The 17,330-nt window shown below is 69.5% G+C and carries 14 protein-coding genes and 1 pseudogene; 6 read left to right on the forward strand and 9 right to left on the reverse strand.

Annotation, left to right across the window (positions count from 1 at the left end; all coding sequences use genetic code 11):
- Positions 1–95: 95 nt before the first annotated feature.
- Complete coding sequence (locus GLP40_RS14760; protein WP_328290171.1) at positions 96–1,094, reverse strand: methylenetetrahydrofolate reductase; 999 nt, start codon at positions 1,092–1,094, stop codon at positions 96–98.
- A gap of 176 nt (positions 1,095–1,270) precedes the next feature.
- Between GLP40_RS14760 and GLP40_RS14765 the strand changes: the two genes are divergently transcribed.
- From GLP40_RS14765 to GLP40_RS14780, 4 genes are all read left to right on the forward strand, one after another.
- Positions 1,271–2,380 (forward strand): polyprenyl synthetase family protein, encoded by a 1,110-nt coding sequence (locus GLP40_RS14765; protein ID WP_154788648.1) that lies wholly within the window; start codon positions 1,271–1,273, stop codon positions 2,378–2,380.
- A gap of 26 nt (positions 2,381–2,406) precedes the next feature.
- A complete protein-coding gene (gene crtI / locus GLP40_RS14770; RefSeq protein WP_154788450.1) occupies positions 2,407–4,020 on the forward strand; it encodes a phytoene desaturase family protein in 1,614 nt (537 codons plus the stop codon).
- A 64-nt stretch (positions 4,021–4,084) separates the two neighbouring features.
- Positions 4,085–5,794 carry an alpha-(1->6)-mannopyranosyltransferase A gene (locus GLP40_RS14775; protein WP_154788451.1) on the forward strand — a complete coding sequence of 570 codons (1,710 nt, stop codon included), beginning with the start codon at positions 4,085–4,087 and terminating at the stop codon, positions 5,792–5,794.
- 11 nt (positions 5,795–5,805) lie between these two features.
- Positions 5,806–6,747, forward strand: coding sequence for a phytoene/squalene synthase family protein (locus GLP40_RS14780; protein WP_154788649.1), 942 nt, complete (start codon positions 5,806–5,808; stop codon positions 6,745–6,747).
- Between the two features lie 128 nt (positions 6,748–6,875).
- Here the strand turns inward: GLP40_RS14780 and GLP40_RS14785 are convergent, their stop codons facing one another.
- Positions 6,876–7,244, reverse strand: coding sequence for an Rv2175c family DNA-binding protein (locus GLP40_RS14785; RefSeq protein ID WP_328290173.1), 369 nt, complete (start codon positions 7,242–7,244; stop codon positions 6,876–6,878).
- A 107-nt stretch (positions 7,245–7,351) separates the two neighbouring features.
- On the opposite strand from GLP40_RS14785, the gene GLP40_RS14790 reads away from it, so the two are divergent.
- Entirely contained in the window at positions 7,352–9,358 is a 2,007-nt protein-coding gene (locus GLP40_RS14790; RefSeq protein WP_196054687.1) for a Stk1 family PASTA domain-containing Ser/Thr kinase, read from the forward strand.
- Positions 9,359–9,615: 257 nt separating this feature from the next.
- Here GLP40_RS14790 and GLP40_RS14795 read toward each other — a convergent pair whose 3' ends face one another.
- Entirely contained in the window at positions 9,616–11,004 is a 1,389-nt protein-coding gene (locus tag GLP40_RS14795) for a class II 3-deoxy-7-phosphoheptulonate synthase (RefSeq protein ID WP_328290174.1), read from the reverse strand.
- 142 nt (positions 11,005–11,146) lie between these two features.
- On the opposite strand from GLP40_RS14795, the pseudogene GLP40_RS14800 reads away from it, so the two are divergent.
- A pseudogene (locus GLP40_RS14800) lies at positions 11,147–11,635 on the forward strand (polyadenylate-specific 3'-exoribonuclease AS); the annotation flags it as partial.
- Positions 11,636–11,861: 226 nt separating this feature from the next.
- Here the strand turns inward: GLP40_RS14800 and GLP40_RS14805 are convergent.
- The 6 genes from GLP40_RS14805 to GLP40_RS14835 form a co-directional block, all read right to left on the reverse strand.
- Positions 11,862–12,587 (reverse strand): lysophospholipid acyltransferase family protein, encoded by a 726-nt coding sequence (locus GLP40_RS14805; RefSeq protein ID WP_154788455.1) that lies wholly within the window; start codon positions 12,585–12,587, stop codon positions 11,862–11,864.
- Between the two features lie 264 nt (positions 12,588–12,851).
- Positions 12,852–13,856, reverse strand: a complete 1,005-nt coding sequence (locus GLP40_RS14810; RefSeq protein ID WP_154788456.1) for an ROK family glucokinase — start codon at positions 13,854–13,856, stop codon at positions 12,852–12,854.
- Complete coding sequence (locus GLP40_RS33850) at positions 13,853–14,710, reverse strand: hypothetical protein (protein WP_230329574.1); 858 nt, start codon at positions 14,708–14,710, stop codon at positions 13,853–13,855. The genes GLP40_RS14810 and GLP40_RS33850 overlap by 4 nt, the downstream gene beginning before the upstream one ends.
- Positions 14,707–16,311, reverse strand: coding sequence for an ArsA family ATPase (locus GLP40_RS14820; protein WP_230329575.1), 1,605 nt, complete (start codon positions 16,309–16,311; stop codon positions 14,707–14,709). Before GLP40_RS14820 ends, GLP40_RS33850 begins: the two co-directional genes overlap by 4 nt.
- A 47-nt stretch (positions 16,312–16,358) precedes the next feature.
- Entirely contained in the window at positions 16,359–16,796 is a 438-nt protein-coding gene (locus GLP40_RS14830; protein ID WP_154788457.1) for an SRPBCC family protein, read from the reverse strand.
- Positions 16,797–16,815: 19 nt separating this feature from the next.
- Positions 16,816–17,208, reverse strand: coding sequence for an SRPBCC family protein (locus GLP40_RS14835; protein ID WP_328290175.1), 393 nt, complete (start codon positions 17,206–17,208; stop codon positions 16,816–16,818).
- Between the last annotated feature and the right edge of the window lie 122 nt (positions 17,209–17,330).

Consider the following 17,330-nt stretch of genomic DNA (forward strand, 5'->3'; position numbering starts at 1 on the left):
GGTCACGGGTGAGGGGGACGCTACTCCGTTGACCAGCGCATTCCCGGCATTTGATGCGGCATGCCGAGCGGCGGATCAGGCGTGGGCGAGCCGGATCAGGCGTGGGCCGGGGTCGCCGACATGGTGTAGCCCAGATTCGCCAGCACTTCGCTGGTGGCCTTCGCGAAATTCAGGGTGATGAAATGCAGGCAGGGCGCACCCTCTGAGATGAGGCGCTGGGCCATCTCCGTGGCGATCTCGATTCCGCAGGCCCGGACCGCGGCGCGATCTTCGTCCGGGCCATTGCCCGCGGCCTTGCGCAGGCGCTCCATCACCTTGGCCGGCAGCGGACGACCCGAGAGCTCCTCCGCGCGCTGCACCGTGCGCAGCGAGGTGACCGGCATGAGCTCGGGAATGATCGGTTTGGCGCCCTCGATCGGATCGCAGGCGATGACCCGATCCCGCAGGCGCAGATAGTGCTCCACGTCGAAGAACATCTGGGTGATCGAATACTCCGCGCCCGCACGCAGTTTCGACACCAGGAAGCGGGTGTCCTGGTCGAGGTCGGTGGAGCGCGGGTGGCCCTGCGGGAACGAGGCCACACCCACGTGGAAGTCGCCCAGATCGCGGACCATGCGGACCAGTTCCTCGGCGTACTCGACGCCCTCGGGGTGCTTGATCCACTCCCCCAGCACGTCGCCCGGCGGATCGCCGCGCAGCACCAGCAGATTCCGGATGCCCGCATCGGCGTACGCGCCGACGATCGAACGCAGCTCGGCGACCGAGTGATCCACCGCCGTCAGATGCGCGACCGTCAGCAGCGTGGTCTCGCGCGCCAGCTGGCCGGTGACCCGGATGGTGCGGTCGCGGGTGGAGCCGCCCGCGCCGTAGGTCATCGACACGAACGCCGGATGCAGCCGCTCGAACTCGCGCGCGGCTCGCCACAGGCGCGCCTCGCCGGCGGCGTCCCGCGGCGGATTGAATTCGACCGAGAACGGAATCGACCCGTCGGGACGCGGGCCCAACTGCTGCACCACGGAGCGAGTTCCGGACACGTGCGGCGTGCGAGAAACTCGGCCAGGGGTCGAATATCCCCGTACATTGTCGAAACTCACGCCGACATTTTACGGGGCCGCACCGGGCACCAGACCCCGACCTGGGCTTATCTCAGCAGGTGAGACCGGATCGGGTCCGACCGATTCCCGGCCGCCACACGGTGGTCGGTAGAGTCGGACGCGAACCCCGCTGGCTGCGCACGCGACGCGCCGCGGCACCCACCAAGGAGGCTCCTCTGTCCGCCGGACCCGGTACCCCGACCCGCCACCCGGTGGGCGCGGAATCGCTCGTCGCCGCCGTGGAAGACCGTCTCACGGCGTTCTTCCGCACCCGGGCGCCGATCGTCGAACCGCTCGGCCCGGTGTTCGTGGACGCGGCCGCGGCCCTGGAGGACTTCGTCATTCGCGGCGGCAAGCGCACCCGGCCCTCCTTCGCGTGGACCGGCTGGCTGGGCGCGGGCCGCAGCGCCGACGACCCGGACGCCGACGCCGTGCTCACCGCCTGCTCGGCGCTGGAGCTGGTGCAGGCGTGCGCGCTCATCCACGATGACATCATCGACTCCTCGCGCACCCGGCGCGGCTTCCCGACCGTGCATGTGGATTACGAACAGCGGCACCGGGGTCAACGCTGGGCGGGCGACTCGGACCACTACGGCATCAGCGTCGCCATCCTGATCGGTGATCTGGCCCTGGCCTGGGCCGACGATATGGCCCGCGACGCCGGGCTGCCCGCCGACGCCGCCGCCCGTTTCGCTCCGGTGTGGGCGGCCATGCGCACCGAGGTGCTGGGCGGGCAGCTGCTCGACATCCACGGCGAGTCCGCCGGCGACGAGACCGTCGAGGCCGCGCTGCGGATCAACCGGTACAAGACCGCGGCTTACACCATCGAGCGCCCGCTGCACCTGGGTGCCGCCCTGGCCGGGGCCTCCCCCGAACTCATAGCCGCCTACCGCGAATTCGGCACCGATATCGGCATCGCCTTCCAGCTGCGCGACGACCTGCTCGGCGTCTTCGGCGATCCGGCCGTGACCGGTAAGCCCTCCGGCGACGACCTGCGCGAGGGCAAGCGCACCGTCCTCATCGCCGAGGCGTTGCAGCGCGCCGACGCCGCCGCCCCGGCCACGGCGAACCTCATCCGCTCCAGCCTCGGCACCGACGTCACCCCGGAGCGGGTCGCCGAATTGCGTACGGCCCTCACCGAACTCGGCGCGGTCGACGCCGTGGAGAAGCGGATCGGTTCGCTCACCGACCGGGCGCTGACCGCGCTGGACGCCAGTACCGCGACCCCGGACGCCACCCGGCAGCTGCGCGCCATGGCTCTGGCCGCCACCGCGCGCTCCTACTGACCGGTCCGGCGGAAGAGGCGACGGGCATGAGAACTGTTACGGGACCGACCGATCGGGTCGTGGTGATCGGCGCGGGACTGTCCGGACTGGCGGCCGCACTGCACCTGGTGGCGGCCGGACGGCAGGTGACCGTCCTGGAGCGCGACGATCGCCCGGGCGGGCGGGTCGGCGCGTATCGCGGACCGGACTACGAGATCGACTCCGGGGCAACGATTCTCACCCTGCCCGCACTCATCGACGAGGTGCTCGGCGTGGTCGGACACACCCGGGAGTCCGTCGGCCTGCGGATCCTGGACATAGCCCCGGCGTATCGGGCGCGGTTCGCGGACGGCTCCGAGATCGGCGTCTACTCCGACGAGGAGGAGATGGCGGCCGAGGTCGCGCGAATGCGCGGGCCCGGCACGGCGCGCCGCTACCGGCGGCTGCGCGGCTGGCTGAAAGGCGTGTACGAGGCCGAGTTCCGGCAGTTCATGGACACCAACTTCGATTCACCGTTGGACATGGTGCGCATTCCGGAGAAGCGGGCGGCGCTCGCGACACTGGTTCGACTCGGCGCTTTCGGGCGGCTCGGACCCAAGGTCGGGCGGATCGTGCGGGACCCGAACGTGGCCCGGCTGTTCAGCTTCCAGGCGCTGTTCGCGGGCATGGCCCCGAAGCAAGCGCTCGGGGTGTACGCCGCCATTCCCTATATGGACACCTGCCTCGGCGTCACCTACCCCGAAGGCGGAATGCGGGCCGTCGCCGCGGCGCTCGGCCGCGCTCTCTCGGCCGCGGGCGGGACGCTCGAACTGAATACCGACGTGATCGGGATCGACTACGCGGGCAAGCGGGCCACCGCCGTGCGGACCGCGGACGGCCGCGTCTTCGACTGCGATGCCGTCGTGGTGACCGCCGATATCGGGTCACTGCCCCGGTTCGGGCTGCGGCACCGGATCGGACTGCGCGCCTCCCCCTCGGCGGTGGTGGCGCACGGCACGATTCCCGCCGCCGTCGCCCAGAGCTGGCCCGTGCAGGCGCATCACACCATCGACTTCGGGCATGACTGGGACGGGACCTTCACCGAGATCGCCGCCCGGCGCGGGCGCGGAAAGCTCATGAGCGATCCCTCGCTGCTGCTCACCCGGCCCGCGCTCACCGATCCGACCCTCTACATCGAGCGCGCGGAACAGCACATCGACATCGACGGACACCTGCGCGACACCGTCCGCTACGAGCCGCTCTCCCTGCTGGCCCCCTGCCCTAACCTGGATGCCGCGCCCCTGGCCTGGGAGCAGCTCGGCCCCAGCTACCTGCAAGAATTGCTCCAAACCCTGGAAGACCGGGGCTATCAAGGCATTTCGCGGTACTTCCGGATCGACCACCTCGACACCCCGCGCACCTGGCGGGAGAAGGGGATGATCGCGGGCACCCCGTTCTCGGCCGCACACCTGTTCCGGCAGACCGGTCCCTTCCGCACCCGGAACCTGGTGCGGGGCCGCGCGAATGTCGTTCTGGCGGGGTCGGGCACCGTGCCCGGCGTCGGTGTGCCGACCGTGCTGTTGTCGGGAAAACTGGCCGCCGCGCGCATTACGGGTGATCCACGACATGCCGGTTTCGGATCCGCCGACTCCGGGGCGGTGGCACCCGCGCGCACGCACTAGACTGACCGCGTCCTTGAACCAACGCGGCTGCTGCCGCCGACCTTTCCGGGGGGAACGACCGCCTATGCCGACCCCCGATACGGACGCCACCACCCCGGACGCCGCGAGCAGCACAGCCACGCGGACCGCCCGGGGTGTCGCGCGGGCCGAACCGACCGTTCGCACGACCGATCGGATCGCCGTCGCCGGCCCCGCATCGCACCACTGGCTGCGTCACGCCGCCGACTTCAGCCGCAGCCTCGAGGGGCATGCGGCCACGCTCGGCTTCTTCGGTGCGCTGCTGATCACCTTCGGCGGCTTCGGCGCGGGCAGCGTCCGGCGAAACGACCCGCTGCTGGAGGCCATGCACCTGTCGTGGCTGCGCTTCGGGCACGGGCTGGTGCTGTCGTCGGTGTTCGTGTGGATCGGTGTCATCGCCATGATCACCGCGTGGGTCCGGTTGGGGCGCATCGTGATCGGCAAGCAGCCGGGCGCGGCGGTCACCCTCAACGAACTGCGCGGCATCGTCGGCATCTGGACCTTCCCACTGCTGCTCGCGGTGCCCATGTTCAGCCGCGACGCCTACTCCTATCTGGCGCAGGGCGCGATGCTGCGCGACAACATCAACCCGTACCTGTACGGGCCGGTGGAGTTGAAGGCCAATGCCGCGGTGCTGCTCGACAATGTCAGCCCCGTCTGGACCAACACCACCGCGCCGTACGGGCCCATCTTCCTGCTCATCGCGCGCGTCATCACCAGCGTCACCGGTGACAACGTGGTGGCCGGGACCATCGCGCTGCGCCTGGTCATGTTGCCCGGGCTGGCGCTCATGGTGTGGGCGGTCCCGCATCTGACCAAGCACCTGGGCGGCAAGCCGACCATCGCATTGTGGCTGGCGGTGCTGAACCCGCTGGTCCTCATTCACCTCATCGGCGGCGTGCACAACGAGATGCTCATGGTCGGCTTGATGGCCGCGGGCATCGCGCTGGTGCTCGAACACCATCACGTGGCGGGCATCGTGGTGGTCGCGATCGGCGTGGCGGTGAAGGCGACGGCGGGCATCGCGCTGCCATTCCTGGTGTGGATCTGGATGATTCACGAGCGCGAGCGCCGCGCGGCGGAGAACGAGGGCGAACTGCCACATCCCATGTGGACCTTCGCCAAGATCGGCGCACTGGGCGTGGCGGTGTTCGCGTCCGTGTTCGCGGTGGCCACGCTGCTCACCGGGCTCCGGGATCACCAGATCGGCTGGCTCACCGCGCTGTCCGGCTCCAAGAAGATCATCAACTGGCTGTCGCTGCCGACCGTCATGGCGCACGTGGTCACCTGGGTGACGCCGCTGCGGCTGGAGTCGGTGCTGTCGGTGACGCGCACCATGTGCGCGGTGGTGATGGTGGCGATCCTGGTGTGGGCCTGGTGGCGGTTCAAGAACAGCGAGAAGGAAGCCGTGTTCGGCATTCTCGTGGCGTTCGTGGCCATCGTGATCCTGTCCCCGGCCGCGCTGCCCTGGTACTACTCGTGGCCGCTGGCGCTGGCCGCCGGATTCGCGCTGTCCACCCGGACCCTGCAGGTGCTGGTGGGTTTGTGCGCCTGGCTCATGCTGGTGTTCCAGCCGGACGGGTCGATCGGGCTCTACAACATCGTGCACGTCGGCCTGGCGACCTTCGCCGCGGTGGTGGCGGCACTGTCGCTGTGCACCGTGGATCCGCTGAAACTGCGTGTCGCGCACGCGCACGCCGACGCGTTCCCGCAGCCCGATCAGCCTGTCGGCGCCCCCACGCCCGGTCCGGCGTGAACCAGCCGATCATGCTCGAGCGCGCCTACCGCGATTGCCGCCGGATCGCCGCCGCCCACGGCCGCACCTACTTCCTGGCCACCCGGCTGCTGGAACCGGAGCGAAGACCGGCCGTGCACGCGCTGTACGCCTTCGCCCGCCTGGTCGACGACATCGTGGACGCGAGCGACGCGCCCAGCCGGGCCGCCGAATCCGCGGCGCGACTGGATGAGATCGAGCATGAGCTGCGCGCCCGCCTGGTGGACGCGCCCATCGACGCCACCGACGGGCCCGAGGAGCGGGCACTGCTGGCGGTCTCCGACACCATCCGCCGGTATTCGATTGCCGCCGAACACTTCTGGGTGTTCCTGGACTCCATGCGCATGGACATCCCGGGCGGGCCGCATTACCGCGACCGCTACGCCACCATGGCCGACCTGCGCGACTACATGCGGGGCTCGGCGGCCGCCATCGGCCTGCAACTGCTGCCGGTGCTGGGCACCGTCGTCCCCGTGACCGATGCCGAACCGGCGGCGGCCGCGCTGGGAGAAGCCTTCCAGCTCACCAACTTCCTGCGCGATATCGGCGAGGATCTGGACCGCGGACGGCTGTATCTCCCCGGCGACGATTTGGCGGCCTTCGGCGTCGATGCCGAATTGCTGTTCCACTGCCGGGAATCCGGCCACACGGATCCGCGTGTTCGGCGTGCGCTCGCTCATCTGATCGCCGTCAATCGCAGCGTGTACCGCCGTGCCGTTCCGGGCATCGATCTGCTGACTCCGCGTGTGCGCCCGGCCATCCGGACCGCTGCCACGCTCTACGGCGGCATCCTCGACGAGATCGAGCGCGCCGATTACGCGGTCTTCACCCGCCGCGCGGTGGTGCCCCGGCACCGCCGTGTGCGGGTGGCGGCACGGGAGTGCCTCTCCGCCTCTCCGCGCCTCCTGCCGGTCCTCGGGGAGCCTCTCCAATAACTCACCGGACCGGCGGGTTGGGTCTCGGACGTACCCGGCGAGTTACCGCGACGGCACCGAATCGGTGGGCGCCCTGGGCATCGGTTCGCGCACGGTGCCCGGCACCGTGCGCGAAGGATGGACCGGCGTCAGAAGGGATCCGCCGCGGCCCGGCGCAACACCTCACGGGCCAGGGGTCCGTGGATCGCGTCGATGGGGCGGCCGGGCAGGGTCTCGTCGTCCTTGTACACCCATTCGAGGATTTCCTCGTCGGTGTATTTGCTGTCCCGCATCACCGTGATCAGACCGGTGAGGTGCTTGGCGACGGCGCCGTCGGAGTCGAAGAACTCCTTCGGGACGCCGGCCACGCCGTTACGGCGTACCGCGATGATCTGGTGGTCGCGCAGCATCTGATGCACCCGCGTGACCACCATGCCCAACTGCTCGGCCACGTCGGGCAGCGGGATCAGGGTCACCGAATCCGGCAGGACGTCTTCGCTGCAAGGAAAGGCACTCACGCCGACCACGGTAGTCTCTCGCGTCGCGGCAGTCGCATCACACCCCGACACGACTACCATCGGGTGAGCCGCACCGGGCGGCCTCGGGAAAGTCGGAAGGGTTGCAGTTGATCGGCCAGATGCTGGAAGGGCGCTACCGCATCGACGCGCCGATCGCGCGCGGCGGTATGTCCATGGTGTTCCGGGGGGTGGACACCAGATTGGACCGACCGGTTGCCATCAAGGTGATGGACCCGAAGTTCGCCTCCGACCCGCAATTCCTCACCCGCTTCGAGCTCGAGGCCCGGGCCGTGGCCAAGCTCAAGCATCCGTCCCTGGTCGCGGTATACGACCAGGGCGTGGACGGCGACCATCCGTTCCTCATCATGGAATTGGTCGAGGGCGGCACCCTGCGCGAACTGCTGCGCGAACGCGGACCCATGCCGCCGCACGCGGTGCGCGCCGTCGCCGAGCCCGTCCTCTACGCCATCGGCGTTGCGCATGCGGCCGGACTGGTGCACCGCGACATCAAGCCGGAGAACGTGCTCATCTCCGATTCCGGCGAGGTGAAGATCGCCGACTTCGGTCTGGTGCGCGCGGTCGCCGAGGCCAAGATCACCTCCGACAGCGTGATCCTCGGCACCGCCGCCTACCTCTCTCCGGAGCAGGTCACCAGCGGTACCGCCGACGCGCGCAGCGACGTCTACTCCGCGGGCATCCTCATCTTCGAAATGCTCACCGGCCGAACGCCGTTCACCGGCGACAACTCGCTGTCCATCGCACTGCAGCGGGTCGAGAAGGACGTGCCGAGCCCGAGCCGGTTCATCGCCGGCGTCCCGCCCGAGATCGACGAACTCGTCGCGCACGCCACCGCGCGCGAACCCCTGCACCGCTTCGCCAACGCCACCGAGATGGCGGCCGAACTGCGCCGCATCGCCCGCGAACTCCAGCTGCCCGACTACCGGGTGCCCGCGCCCACCGAATCGGCCGAGCACCTCAGCGCCACATACCGGGTCGGGCCCACGCCCGCCCCGCGCGGTCCGGTGCCGCCGCGAGCGATCGCGGGCGCGGCCGACGCGACCACCCGACTACCCGCGGACCCGCCGACCGTGCACCTGCAGCCGCAGGCGCAGCACACCCGGGTCATGACCGCGGCACGCGAGCTGCCGCCGGAATACCAGCGGCAGCCGGAGTATGCGCCGCCGCCCGGGCAGCCGGGCAATCACGGCTACGGCTCCGATCTGATCGAGGATCGCGGCAAGTCGCGGCGCAAGGTCATCATCTGGCTGAGCGTCGTGGTCACGCTGGCGGTGCTGCTGGGCATCGGCGGCTGGTGGCTCGGAGTCGGCAGATACTCGGCGGTGCCGTCGATCGCCGGGATGGACACCCAGAAGGCGGTCTCCACGCTGCAGGACGCGGGGTTCAAGACCGAGACGCGGCAGAAGGCCTCGGACATGATCCCGGTCGGCAATGTGGTCGGCACCGATCCGCCCGCCGGAACCCGGGTCACCAAGGGATCATCGGTGGCGGTGCTGGTCTCCAGCGGCAAGCCGAAGGTCCCCGACGTCCAGCCCGGACAGGACGTCAACTCGGTCGACAAGGCCATCCGGGACGCGGGTCTGACCCCCGTGGACGCGGGCGAAGTGGGCAGTACCGCCCCGAAAGGCACTGTCGCCAAGGTGGATCCGAGCCCCGGCACCGTCCTCCCGGCCAATGCCCAGGTGAAGGTCTACCGCAGCAAGGGTTCTCAGCCTGTCAAGGTGCCGGATCTGCGGGGCAAGACCGAGGACGAGGCCAGGACGGCGCTGCAGAAGGCCGGTCTCACCGTCAGCTCCACTCGTGACCAGTTCGATGCAAAGATCAAGTCCGGTCAGGTGATCGGCACCGACCCCGCCGCGGGCACCAGCACCGAATCCGGCAATGGCGTGGTCCTGATCGTCAACAGCGCCGTTGACATGCCGAACCTGCTGGGCGCCAACGTCTCCACCGCCCGCAGCAAGCTGCAAGCCCTCGGCCTCACCGTGACGGTTCGCCAGCTCGCCAACAACGACGGCTCGATCGTCATCTCACAGAGCACCGCACCCGGCGACGCCGTCCAGCCCGGCGCCACCATCACCCTGGTCGCGATACCCTAGCCGCCTCCCCGGGACTTCCGCGGGCGGCCGAGAGCCGTTGACCGTCGCGCACCCGTGCCGGCGGTCGGGTTCCGAACCGATGTCGGTCGTACCCGACGAGCTACCCCGACCGGCCCGAAATCAGTTGTCACCCTGGGCAACGAAGCGAACGAAGGTCAGAGCCCGGACCGCGATAGGCGGTCCGGGCTCTGACTTTGTTGGAGCTCATAGGCGCGCAGAGGCGGGACGGCCCACTGAAGGCGCTGGAAGGCGGACAGCTAGCGAAGCATCTCCGCGACCAGGAAGGCCAGCTCCAGCGACTGCTGGGTGTTCAGGCGCGGGTCACACGCGGTCTCGTAGCGCTCCTCGAGATTGAGGTCCGAGATGTCCTGTGCGCCGCCCAGGCACTCGGTGACGTTCTCACCGGTGAGCTCGATGTGCAGGCCGCCCGGGTGGGTGCCCAGCGCGTGGTGCACCTCGAAGAAGCCCTGCACCTCGTCCACGATGCGGTCGAAATGGCGGGTCTTGTAGCCGTTCGACGACTCATGGGTGTTGCCGTGCATGGGGTCGCACTGCCAGATCACCTGGTGGCCGGTGGCCTGCACCTTCTCGATGATCGGGGGCAGCACGTCGCGGACCTTCTGATTGCCCATACGGGCAACCAGGGTCAGGCGTCCGGGCTCGTTGTTCGGGTCCAGGCGCTCGACGTACTCCACCGCCTGCTCCGGGGTGGTGGTCGGGCCGATCTTCAGGCCGATCGGGTTGGCCACCAGCTCGGCGAAGGCGATGTGCGCGCCTTCGAGTTGACGGGTGCGCTCACCGATCCACAGGAAGTGCGCCGACAGGTCGTAGAGCACCGGCTCACCCGAGACCGGATGCTCGCTCAGGCGCAGCATGGCCCGCTCGTAATCGAGCACCAGCGCCTCATGGCTGGCGTACAGGCGGGCGCTGGACAGGTTGGGATCGTTGACGCGACAGGCCTTCATGAAGGCCAGCGCGCGGTCGATCTCGGTGGCCATCTGCTCGTAGCGGGCGCCGGCCGGGGACTGGGCCACGAACGCGCGGTTCCAGTCGTGCACCTTGTGCAGGTCGGCCATGCCGGCGGAGGTGAGCGCGCGCACCAGGTTCATGGCTGCCGAGGCGTTGGCGTAGGCGCGCACCAGTCGCGACGGATCATGTTCGCGCAGCGCCGCATCCGCGACCAGCGAGTTCACCATATCGCCGCGGTAGGACCGCAGGCCCAGCGAATCGGTGTCGGCGGAGCGGGGTTTGGCGTACTGGCCCGCGACGCGGGCCACCTTCACCACCGGCAGACTGGCGCCGTAGGTGAGCACCACCGCCATCTGCAACAGGGTGCGGATATTGCCGCGGATGTGCGGCTCGGTGTTGTCGGCGAAGGTTTCCGCGCAGTCGCCGCCCTGCAGCAGGAAGGCTTCACCACGGGCGACCTCGGCGAGCCGCAGGCGCAGCTCCTCGACTTCGGCGGGCACGCAGATGGGCGGCACGCTCTCCAGCACGGTTCTCATCTTGGCGGCCTGCTCGGGATCCCAGGACGGCTGCTGCAGGGCCGGGCGGGCCAGTGCGTCGTCGAGGCGGCGACGAAGCTCGGCGGGCAGCGGAGGAAGTTCCGGCAAGCGATCGATCGGTACATCGACGGTCCAGTTCACCTGTTCAGAATACGGATCGTTCTTGGTGACGTGGACCACCCCCAGGGCTTGGACTGCTCACACCGGCCTGCCGCCTAGGCTGGGAGCGGATGATATGCCCGGAAACCATCCCCGGACCTGAGCTGAGGAGAGACCCATCTCACTGCGGTACTTTTACGATTCGGAATTCATCGAGGACGGAACCGTCATCGACCTCGTCTCCATCGCCGTGGTGTGCGAGGACGGACGCGAGTTCTACGCGGTCTCGACCGAATTCGATCCAGAGAAGGCCGGGCCGTTCGTCCGCCGCAATGTCCTGCCCAAGCTACCGCCGCCGTCCTCGCCGCTGTGGCGCTCCCGGCAGCGCATCCGCGACGACCTCTACAAGTTCCTGGTTCCCCGCCCCGGCGTGGAGCCCGAGCTGTGGGCCTGGGTGGGCGCCTACGACCACGTGACCCTGTGCCAGTTGTGGGGCTCCATGGTCGATCTCCCCAATGCCCTGCCTCGCTATACCAATGAGCTGCGTCAGCATTGGGAGCAGCACGGCCGCCCGCCGCTGCCGCCGGTGCCCAAGGACGCGCACGACGCGCTCGCCGATGCCCGCCACAACCTCGCGAAATTCGAAGCGATCGAGGCGCACCGGCTCCGCCGCCAGCCCGCGACTTCGACGGGCTCCTCCGCCACCCCGCGATTTCAGCGGGCAACCGACGATCGTTGACCGTCTCGCACCCGCGCCGGCGGTCGGGAGCCGAATCCGTTCCGGCCGTACTCGATGAGTTACCGACAGGTGCGAAATCAGTTGGCGTCTTTCATGGCGAAGGCCCCGGGAGCTGAGCTCCCGGGGCCTTCGCCGAATGACGCTTCGCTGAGCGAACGGATCAGCCCGCGATGGTCTCCGGGACGCGGTCGGCGTCCGGGCGGCTGCCGGAGGGCACGCCCTTCTTCAGGCTGGCGGCGTAGACGTCGACGTACTCCTGATTGCTCATCCGCATGAGCTCGTACATGATCTCGTCGGTGACGGCGCGCTCGACGAAGCGGTTGCCGCCCATACCCTCGTAGCGCGAGAAATCGATGGGCGCACCGAATTTCACGATCACCTTGCGCGGACGCCAGCGGAACGGACCGGGAGGGCACACCTCGTCGGTGCCGATCAGGGCGACCGGGATCACCGGCACTCCGGTCTCCAGGGCGAGGCGTGCCACACCGGTCTTGCCCTTGTAGAGGCGGCCGTCCGGGGAGCGGGTGCCTTCGGGGTAGAGCCCGACCAGGCGGCCCTCACCGAGCAGTTTGCGCGCGGTGTTGAGGGCGGATTCGGCCGCGTCCGCGCCGGAGCGGTCGATCGGGTACTGACCGGTGCCGGAGAAGAAGAACTTCTGCAGCCGGCCCTTGAGACCCGGGGTGGTGAAGTATTCGGCCTTGGCCAGATAGGTGATCCGGCGCGGGCTCATCAGGGGGGTGAACAGCCAGTCGGTGAACGACAGATGGTTACCGGCCAGAATGGCGGCACCCTTCGGGGGAATGTTCTCGACGCCCTCGACCTCCGGCCGGTTCACGAGATGCATCAGCGGCCCTACCAAGACGAACTTCAGCAGCCAGTAGAACATTGCGTCCTTTCCCTGTTTTCGATACCCGGGACCGGCCTCGTTGCGGGCACCACCACTGTTTGCCTACCCTACCGCCGAGTCCGCGCGGTAACCAAGCTTCCCCGCCTCCCCGGGACTTCAGCGGGCGGCTGAGAGCCGTTGCCCGTTACACGGCGGTCAGGCGCGAACCGATTTTGGGCGTACCCGACGAGTTACCCTAACCGGCACGAAATCAGTTGTCGCCTTGGGCAATGAGACAACTCGACGAGGTCAGGTCGGCGGTGGTCAACGACGGGCCTGCGCCACCGGGACCGCGTCCTGGTCTGTGAGCACCGCCGCGCGGGCCAGTTCGGCGGCGCCGATCATGCCCGCGGCCTCGCCCAATTGCGCGGTGCGAATGCGGGCCAGGCGGCGATGCCGGGCCCCGGTGATCGAGGTCGCGTAGTGTTCGCGTGCGTCGTCGAGGAACAGTGGGGCCGAACTGCTCACGCCGCCGGCCACCACGATCAGGTCCGGGTCGAAGATGTCGCTCACGAAGGCCAGGCCCAGGCCCAGCCAGCGCGCGAAATCGGCCATCACCTCGAGGGCGACCGGGTCCCCGTCCTGGGCTGCGCCCGCCACCCGGCGACCGGTCAGCGAGCCCGGATCCCGCCCGGCCTCGCGGGCCAGCACGGTGGACCGTTGCGGATCGGTCGCCAGCAACTCGATCGCGGTGTCCGCCAGAGCCGTTCCGCTGCAATACCTTTCCCAGCAGCCGCGCTTGCCGCAGGCGCAGGCGCGGCCATTCGGCACCACCTGCAGATGCCCGAGTTCCGGTGCGACGCCGAAGCTTCCGCGATACAACTGGCCGTTGCTGAGCAGCGCCGCCCCGATGCCGGTGCCGATCGCCACCAGCACCACATTGCGCCCGCCCGCCGCCGCGCCGAAGCGGTACTCCGCCCACAGCGCGGCGTTGGCGTCATGCTCCAGGATCACCGGCAGGCCGAGCCGGTCGGTGAGACGCTGCGCGACCGGGGCGTCCTCCCACGGCAGGTGCGGGGCGAAACGCACGGTGGCGCGGTCCTCGTCGACGAAGCCCGCCACCGCCAGCCCGACCGCGCCGATGGCGTGCCGGCCGCACAGTTCGCGCACCGCCCTGGCCAAGCCGTCCTCGAGGGCGCGCGCGGAGTGCGGCGTCGGCGCGGTCACGGTATCGAGCACCTCGCCCGCACCGTCCACCACCGAGGCCCGAATATTCGTGCCTCCCACATCGATACCCACGGTCAACGGCACGTTCGCACCGCCCCTCATGCCTTGATGGTCACATCGATGGGCGTGTACTTCGCGCGCTTGCCCCGCCGGCCGGCGCTCGGGGCCGTGGCCTCACGGCCGGGCGCGGGCCGATCGCTGGCCTCACGCGGGCGCGCGACCGGCGGACCGAACGGCTGACCGTGGTCCGCCGCCTCGGCACGGAAGCCGGTGCGCGGCACGGTGTCCGAGTGTTCCGGGCCATCCGCGCCGGGACGGCGAGCCGCCCCCGTGCCCGGACCGACGGGGTCGTCCGATGCCTCGGCGCCGGCGGCGGCGGTTCGACGCTCGGTTTGGTTCCGGGCGGCCGCGCGGCCCTGCGCGCCCGCGAGGAAACGCGCGAACACCGCGGCCAGACCCGCGCCCGGAGCAGGCTGGTCGCCGGGCACGGCGGATTGCCGTCCACCACGGGCGAATTCACCGTCCTCGCCCGCACCGGCCTCTCCACGGCCAGCGGCGTCGGCGAAGGGCAGATCGCCTCCGCCGGCGTCGGTTTCGCCCAGATGCGAATGATGGTGCCAGGCTTGATATTCCGGAGACTGCGGATCCAGGTCCGGAGGAATCACCGGATCCACCGGGACGCCGGCGAGCGCCTCACGCAGCACGGTCACGATGGCGGTGCCGTGTTCGGCGATGGCCGCCACCACATCATGGTGCTCACCGCGCACGATGGCCGCGGCTGCGCACACCGGACACCAGCTGCAACTCGACCATTCGGTGCGGCCCTCGGCGGCGGTGCGGCGCAGCACCGGCTCGACACGTTCGAGGACGGCCTCGGCCAACAGCCGCAGTTCCTCGGCGAATTCGCCGAGGTTCTCATCGGGGTGGCCGGGACGGGGGTGGTGCGTGGTGGTCATTTCGGCCAGACCTGAGGATCGGGCCGGAAGCGGATCACCAATTGGTCGCCGTCGAGTTCGGCGGCCTCGACCGTGCACCGCCGCAACACCGGGGCCAGCCGCAACCGCCGCCGGACCCCGTCCGCTCCCACGATCAAATCGTCCTCCACTCGTCCCAGCCGCAGCGTCGACGGATCGACCACCGGCAGATGCATGCGCATCGCGAACATCGAGTGCACGCCCGCCCCGGATTCGAGCCGTACCACCGGCTCGGCGGGAACGGGCAGCACACCGTCCGCATCTGTGCCAAGCATAGGGACCGGACGCCATCCCACCCAGTCACCACTCGCGTCCACCGCGTAGGACAGCGCCGCCAGCGAGTTCAGACCCACCGGCTCGGACCCCGCATGCCCCACGACCTGCACGGGCACCCCGCGCAACCGCGTGCGCAGCTCCTCCACCACGTCGAGTTGCTCGCCGCGCCGGTTGAAATACCACTGCACCGCCGGATGCGGCGGCTCGACCGGATGCGGGGGCGGCATCTCCGGCAGCACTTTGTTCACCAGCACCGCGTCCAAGCGGATACCCAGCAGCGCCGCCGCCGAACGCACCCGCGCCGATTCGGCCACCGCCACCTGCTCGGCGACGGTCACCAGCCGCGCGCCGGTGCGCGTCCGATCCGCCAGCAGGTCACGGGCTTCGGTGACCGCCTGCACGATCTGCTCGACGGTCACCGCCAGCACGGCCTTGCGGAAGTCCGTGCCGATCGCCTCCATCGTCCTGGCGTGCGCGGGCCACACCCGCTCCAGATATCCGAGCAACGTGTCCGGGGCGGTGACGATCCGCAGCATGTCCGCCGACGGCGGGCAGTCCACCACGATGTCGTCCCAGCGCCGGGCCTCGGCGAATTGCGTGATCTCCAGCAGAGCCAGCAGTTCCTGCACCCCCGGCAGGCCGGTCAGCTCCGCGGGATCCAGTGCTCCGAGGTCGAATCCATGATCGTGCCCCGCCCCGGACACCATGACCAGTACCTGCCGGAACCGATCCTCCAGCAGCGCAAGCGAATCCACCTCGATGACATCAAGCGTCGGCGGCGTACCACCGGGAACCGCCTGCGAGGCATCGGTGCTCGGATCGCCCGTGACGCGGCCGGTCCCCGCACCACGGAATACCCCTCCGGCGGCTCGGAACCCAGCATCGTCCGAGTAAGCCGCCGGACCACGGCCGAGCAGAGTGGCACCGTCTCCCGGCCGGGCGTCACCGATGTGCGGCCCGCCGGGCGCCTGCATCGCGGCACCGTGTCCAGGACCGGTGAAGTGCATCTCCGCCCCGGACCGCGAGGGTGCGGCGAGATCCGCCCGCCAGGCGGCGCCGAATTCCCCGGTGGCGGATCCGGATTCCGGGTCATCGGCGAATTGCGGTGCGGGGATGGCGAACATGGGGAGGGGCACAGTGGCGACAGCGGGGGTCGCGCCATGACGCAGGCGGTAACCCAGGGCGTCGCCGAGCGAATGGGCCTGATCGAGCGAGGCCAGCAGGACGCGGCGGCCGGCGCGGGCGTAGGCGAGTGCGGTGGCGCAGGCCAAGGTTGTTTTTCCGACACCGCCCTTGCCGATGAACAACTCGACGCGGGTGGCGGGGCGCGGCGAGCGTTCGGTACCGCCGGCGGTCAGCCTTCGACCCGTTTCTTGAGTTCTTTGAGGGCCGTGTCGGTGATGACCTTCTCCGCCTTGCGTTTGAACATGCCGATCATGGGGATGTTCAGGTCCACGGTCAGTTCGTAGACCACCTGGGTGGTGCCGTCGGGCAGGCCGATCAATTCGTAGGTGCCGTCCTGCGTCTTCTGCAGATCACCGTCGATCAGGCTCCAGCTCACCGCCCGGCCGTCGGGCCGCCAGGAGTAGGACAGGATGTAGGTGTCCTTGACGACGCCGGCGTCGAGCACGAAACGGGCGGTGCGGGCGCGGCCGTCCGGCAACGTGTCCAGCACCTCGACCGTGCGGGCCGCGGAGACCCATTCCGGATACGACTCCAGGTCGGCGATGACGGCCATCACTCGGTCCGAGGGGGCGTCGATCACGATCGACCGTTGAGTTCGATCGGCCATGGGCGGCAACGCTTCCTTTCTAGTGAGCGGCCGCGGGCGCGACCCCGGCCTTGCGTCCGGCCTCGAGGCGGGCCTTGATCTCGAAGGACATGACCTTGCCCGCGACGCGGCGGGTCCGGTTCAGGGCCAGCAGCTTACGTCCGGACATACCCTCGATGCCACCGCGTGGTTCGGCGTGCATGAAGTAGTGCATGATCACGCCGTCCAGCATGGGCTCCAGCCAGACCTCCATGGTGCCGTCCGCACCACCGCTGACGGTCCAGCGAATCCCCTTGTCGCCCCGGTCTTCCCGGACCTGCAACTGCAAGTCGGGCCACCAGCGGCGCCAGCGGGCACGATCGGCCAGTACCTCGGCCACGGCCGAGCCCGGCGCGGCGACGAAAGTCTGGTCGGCAACCTGGATACTGCTCACTGTGCCTATCTTGCCTTACGCGCCGCTCCGGGCGAGTTCGCGGCCCCGAAGTCTCGTTCTTCCCTCCCCTGCTGCCAGGTAAAGGTCTACCGAGCCGCGGTCCGGAATCGAGCGCTTCCCCG

The sequence above is a fragment of the Nocardia aurantiaca genome (assembly GCF_009708175.1).
Lineage (GTDB): Bacteria > Actinomycetota > Actinomycetes > Mycobacteriales > Mycobacteriaceae > Nocardia > Nocardia aurantiaca.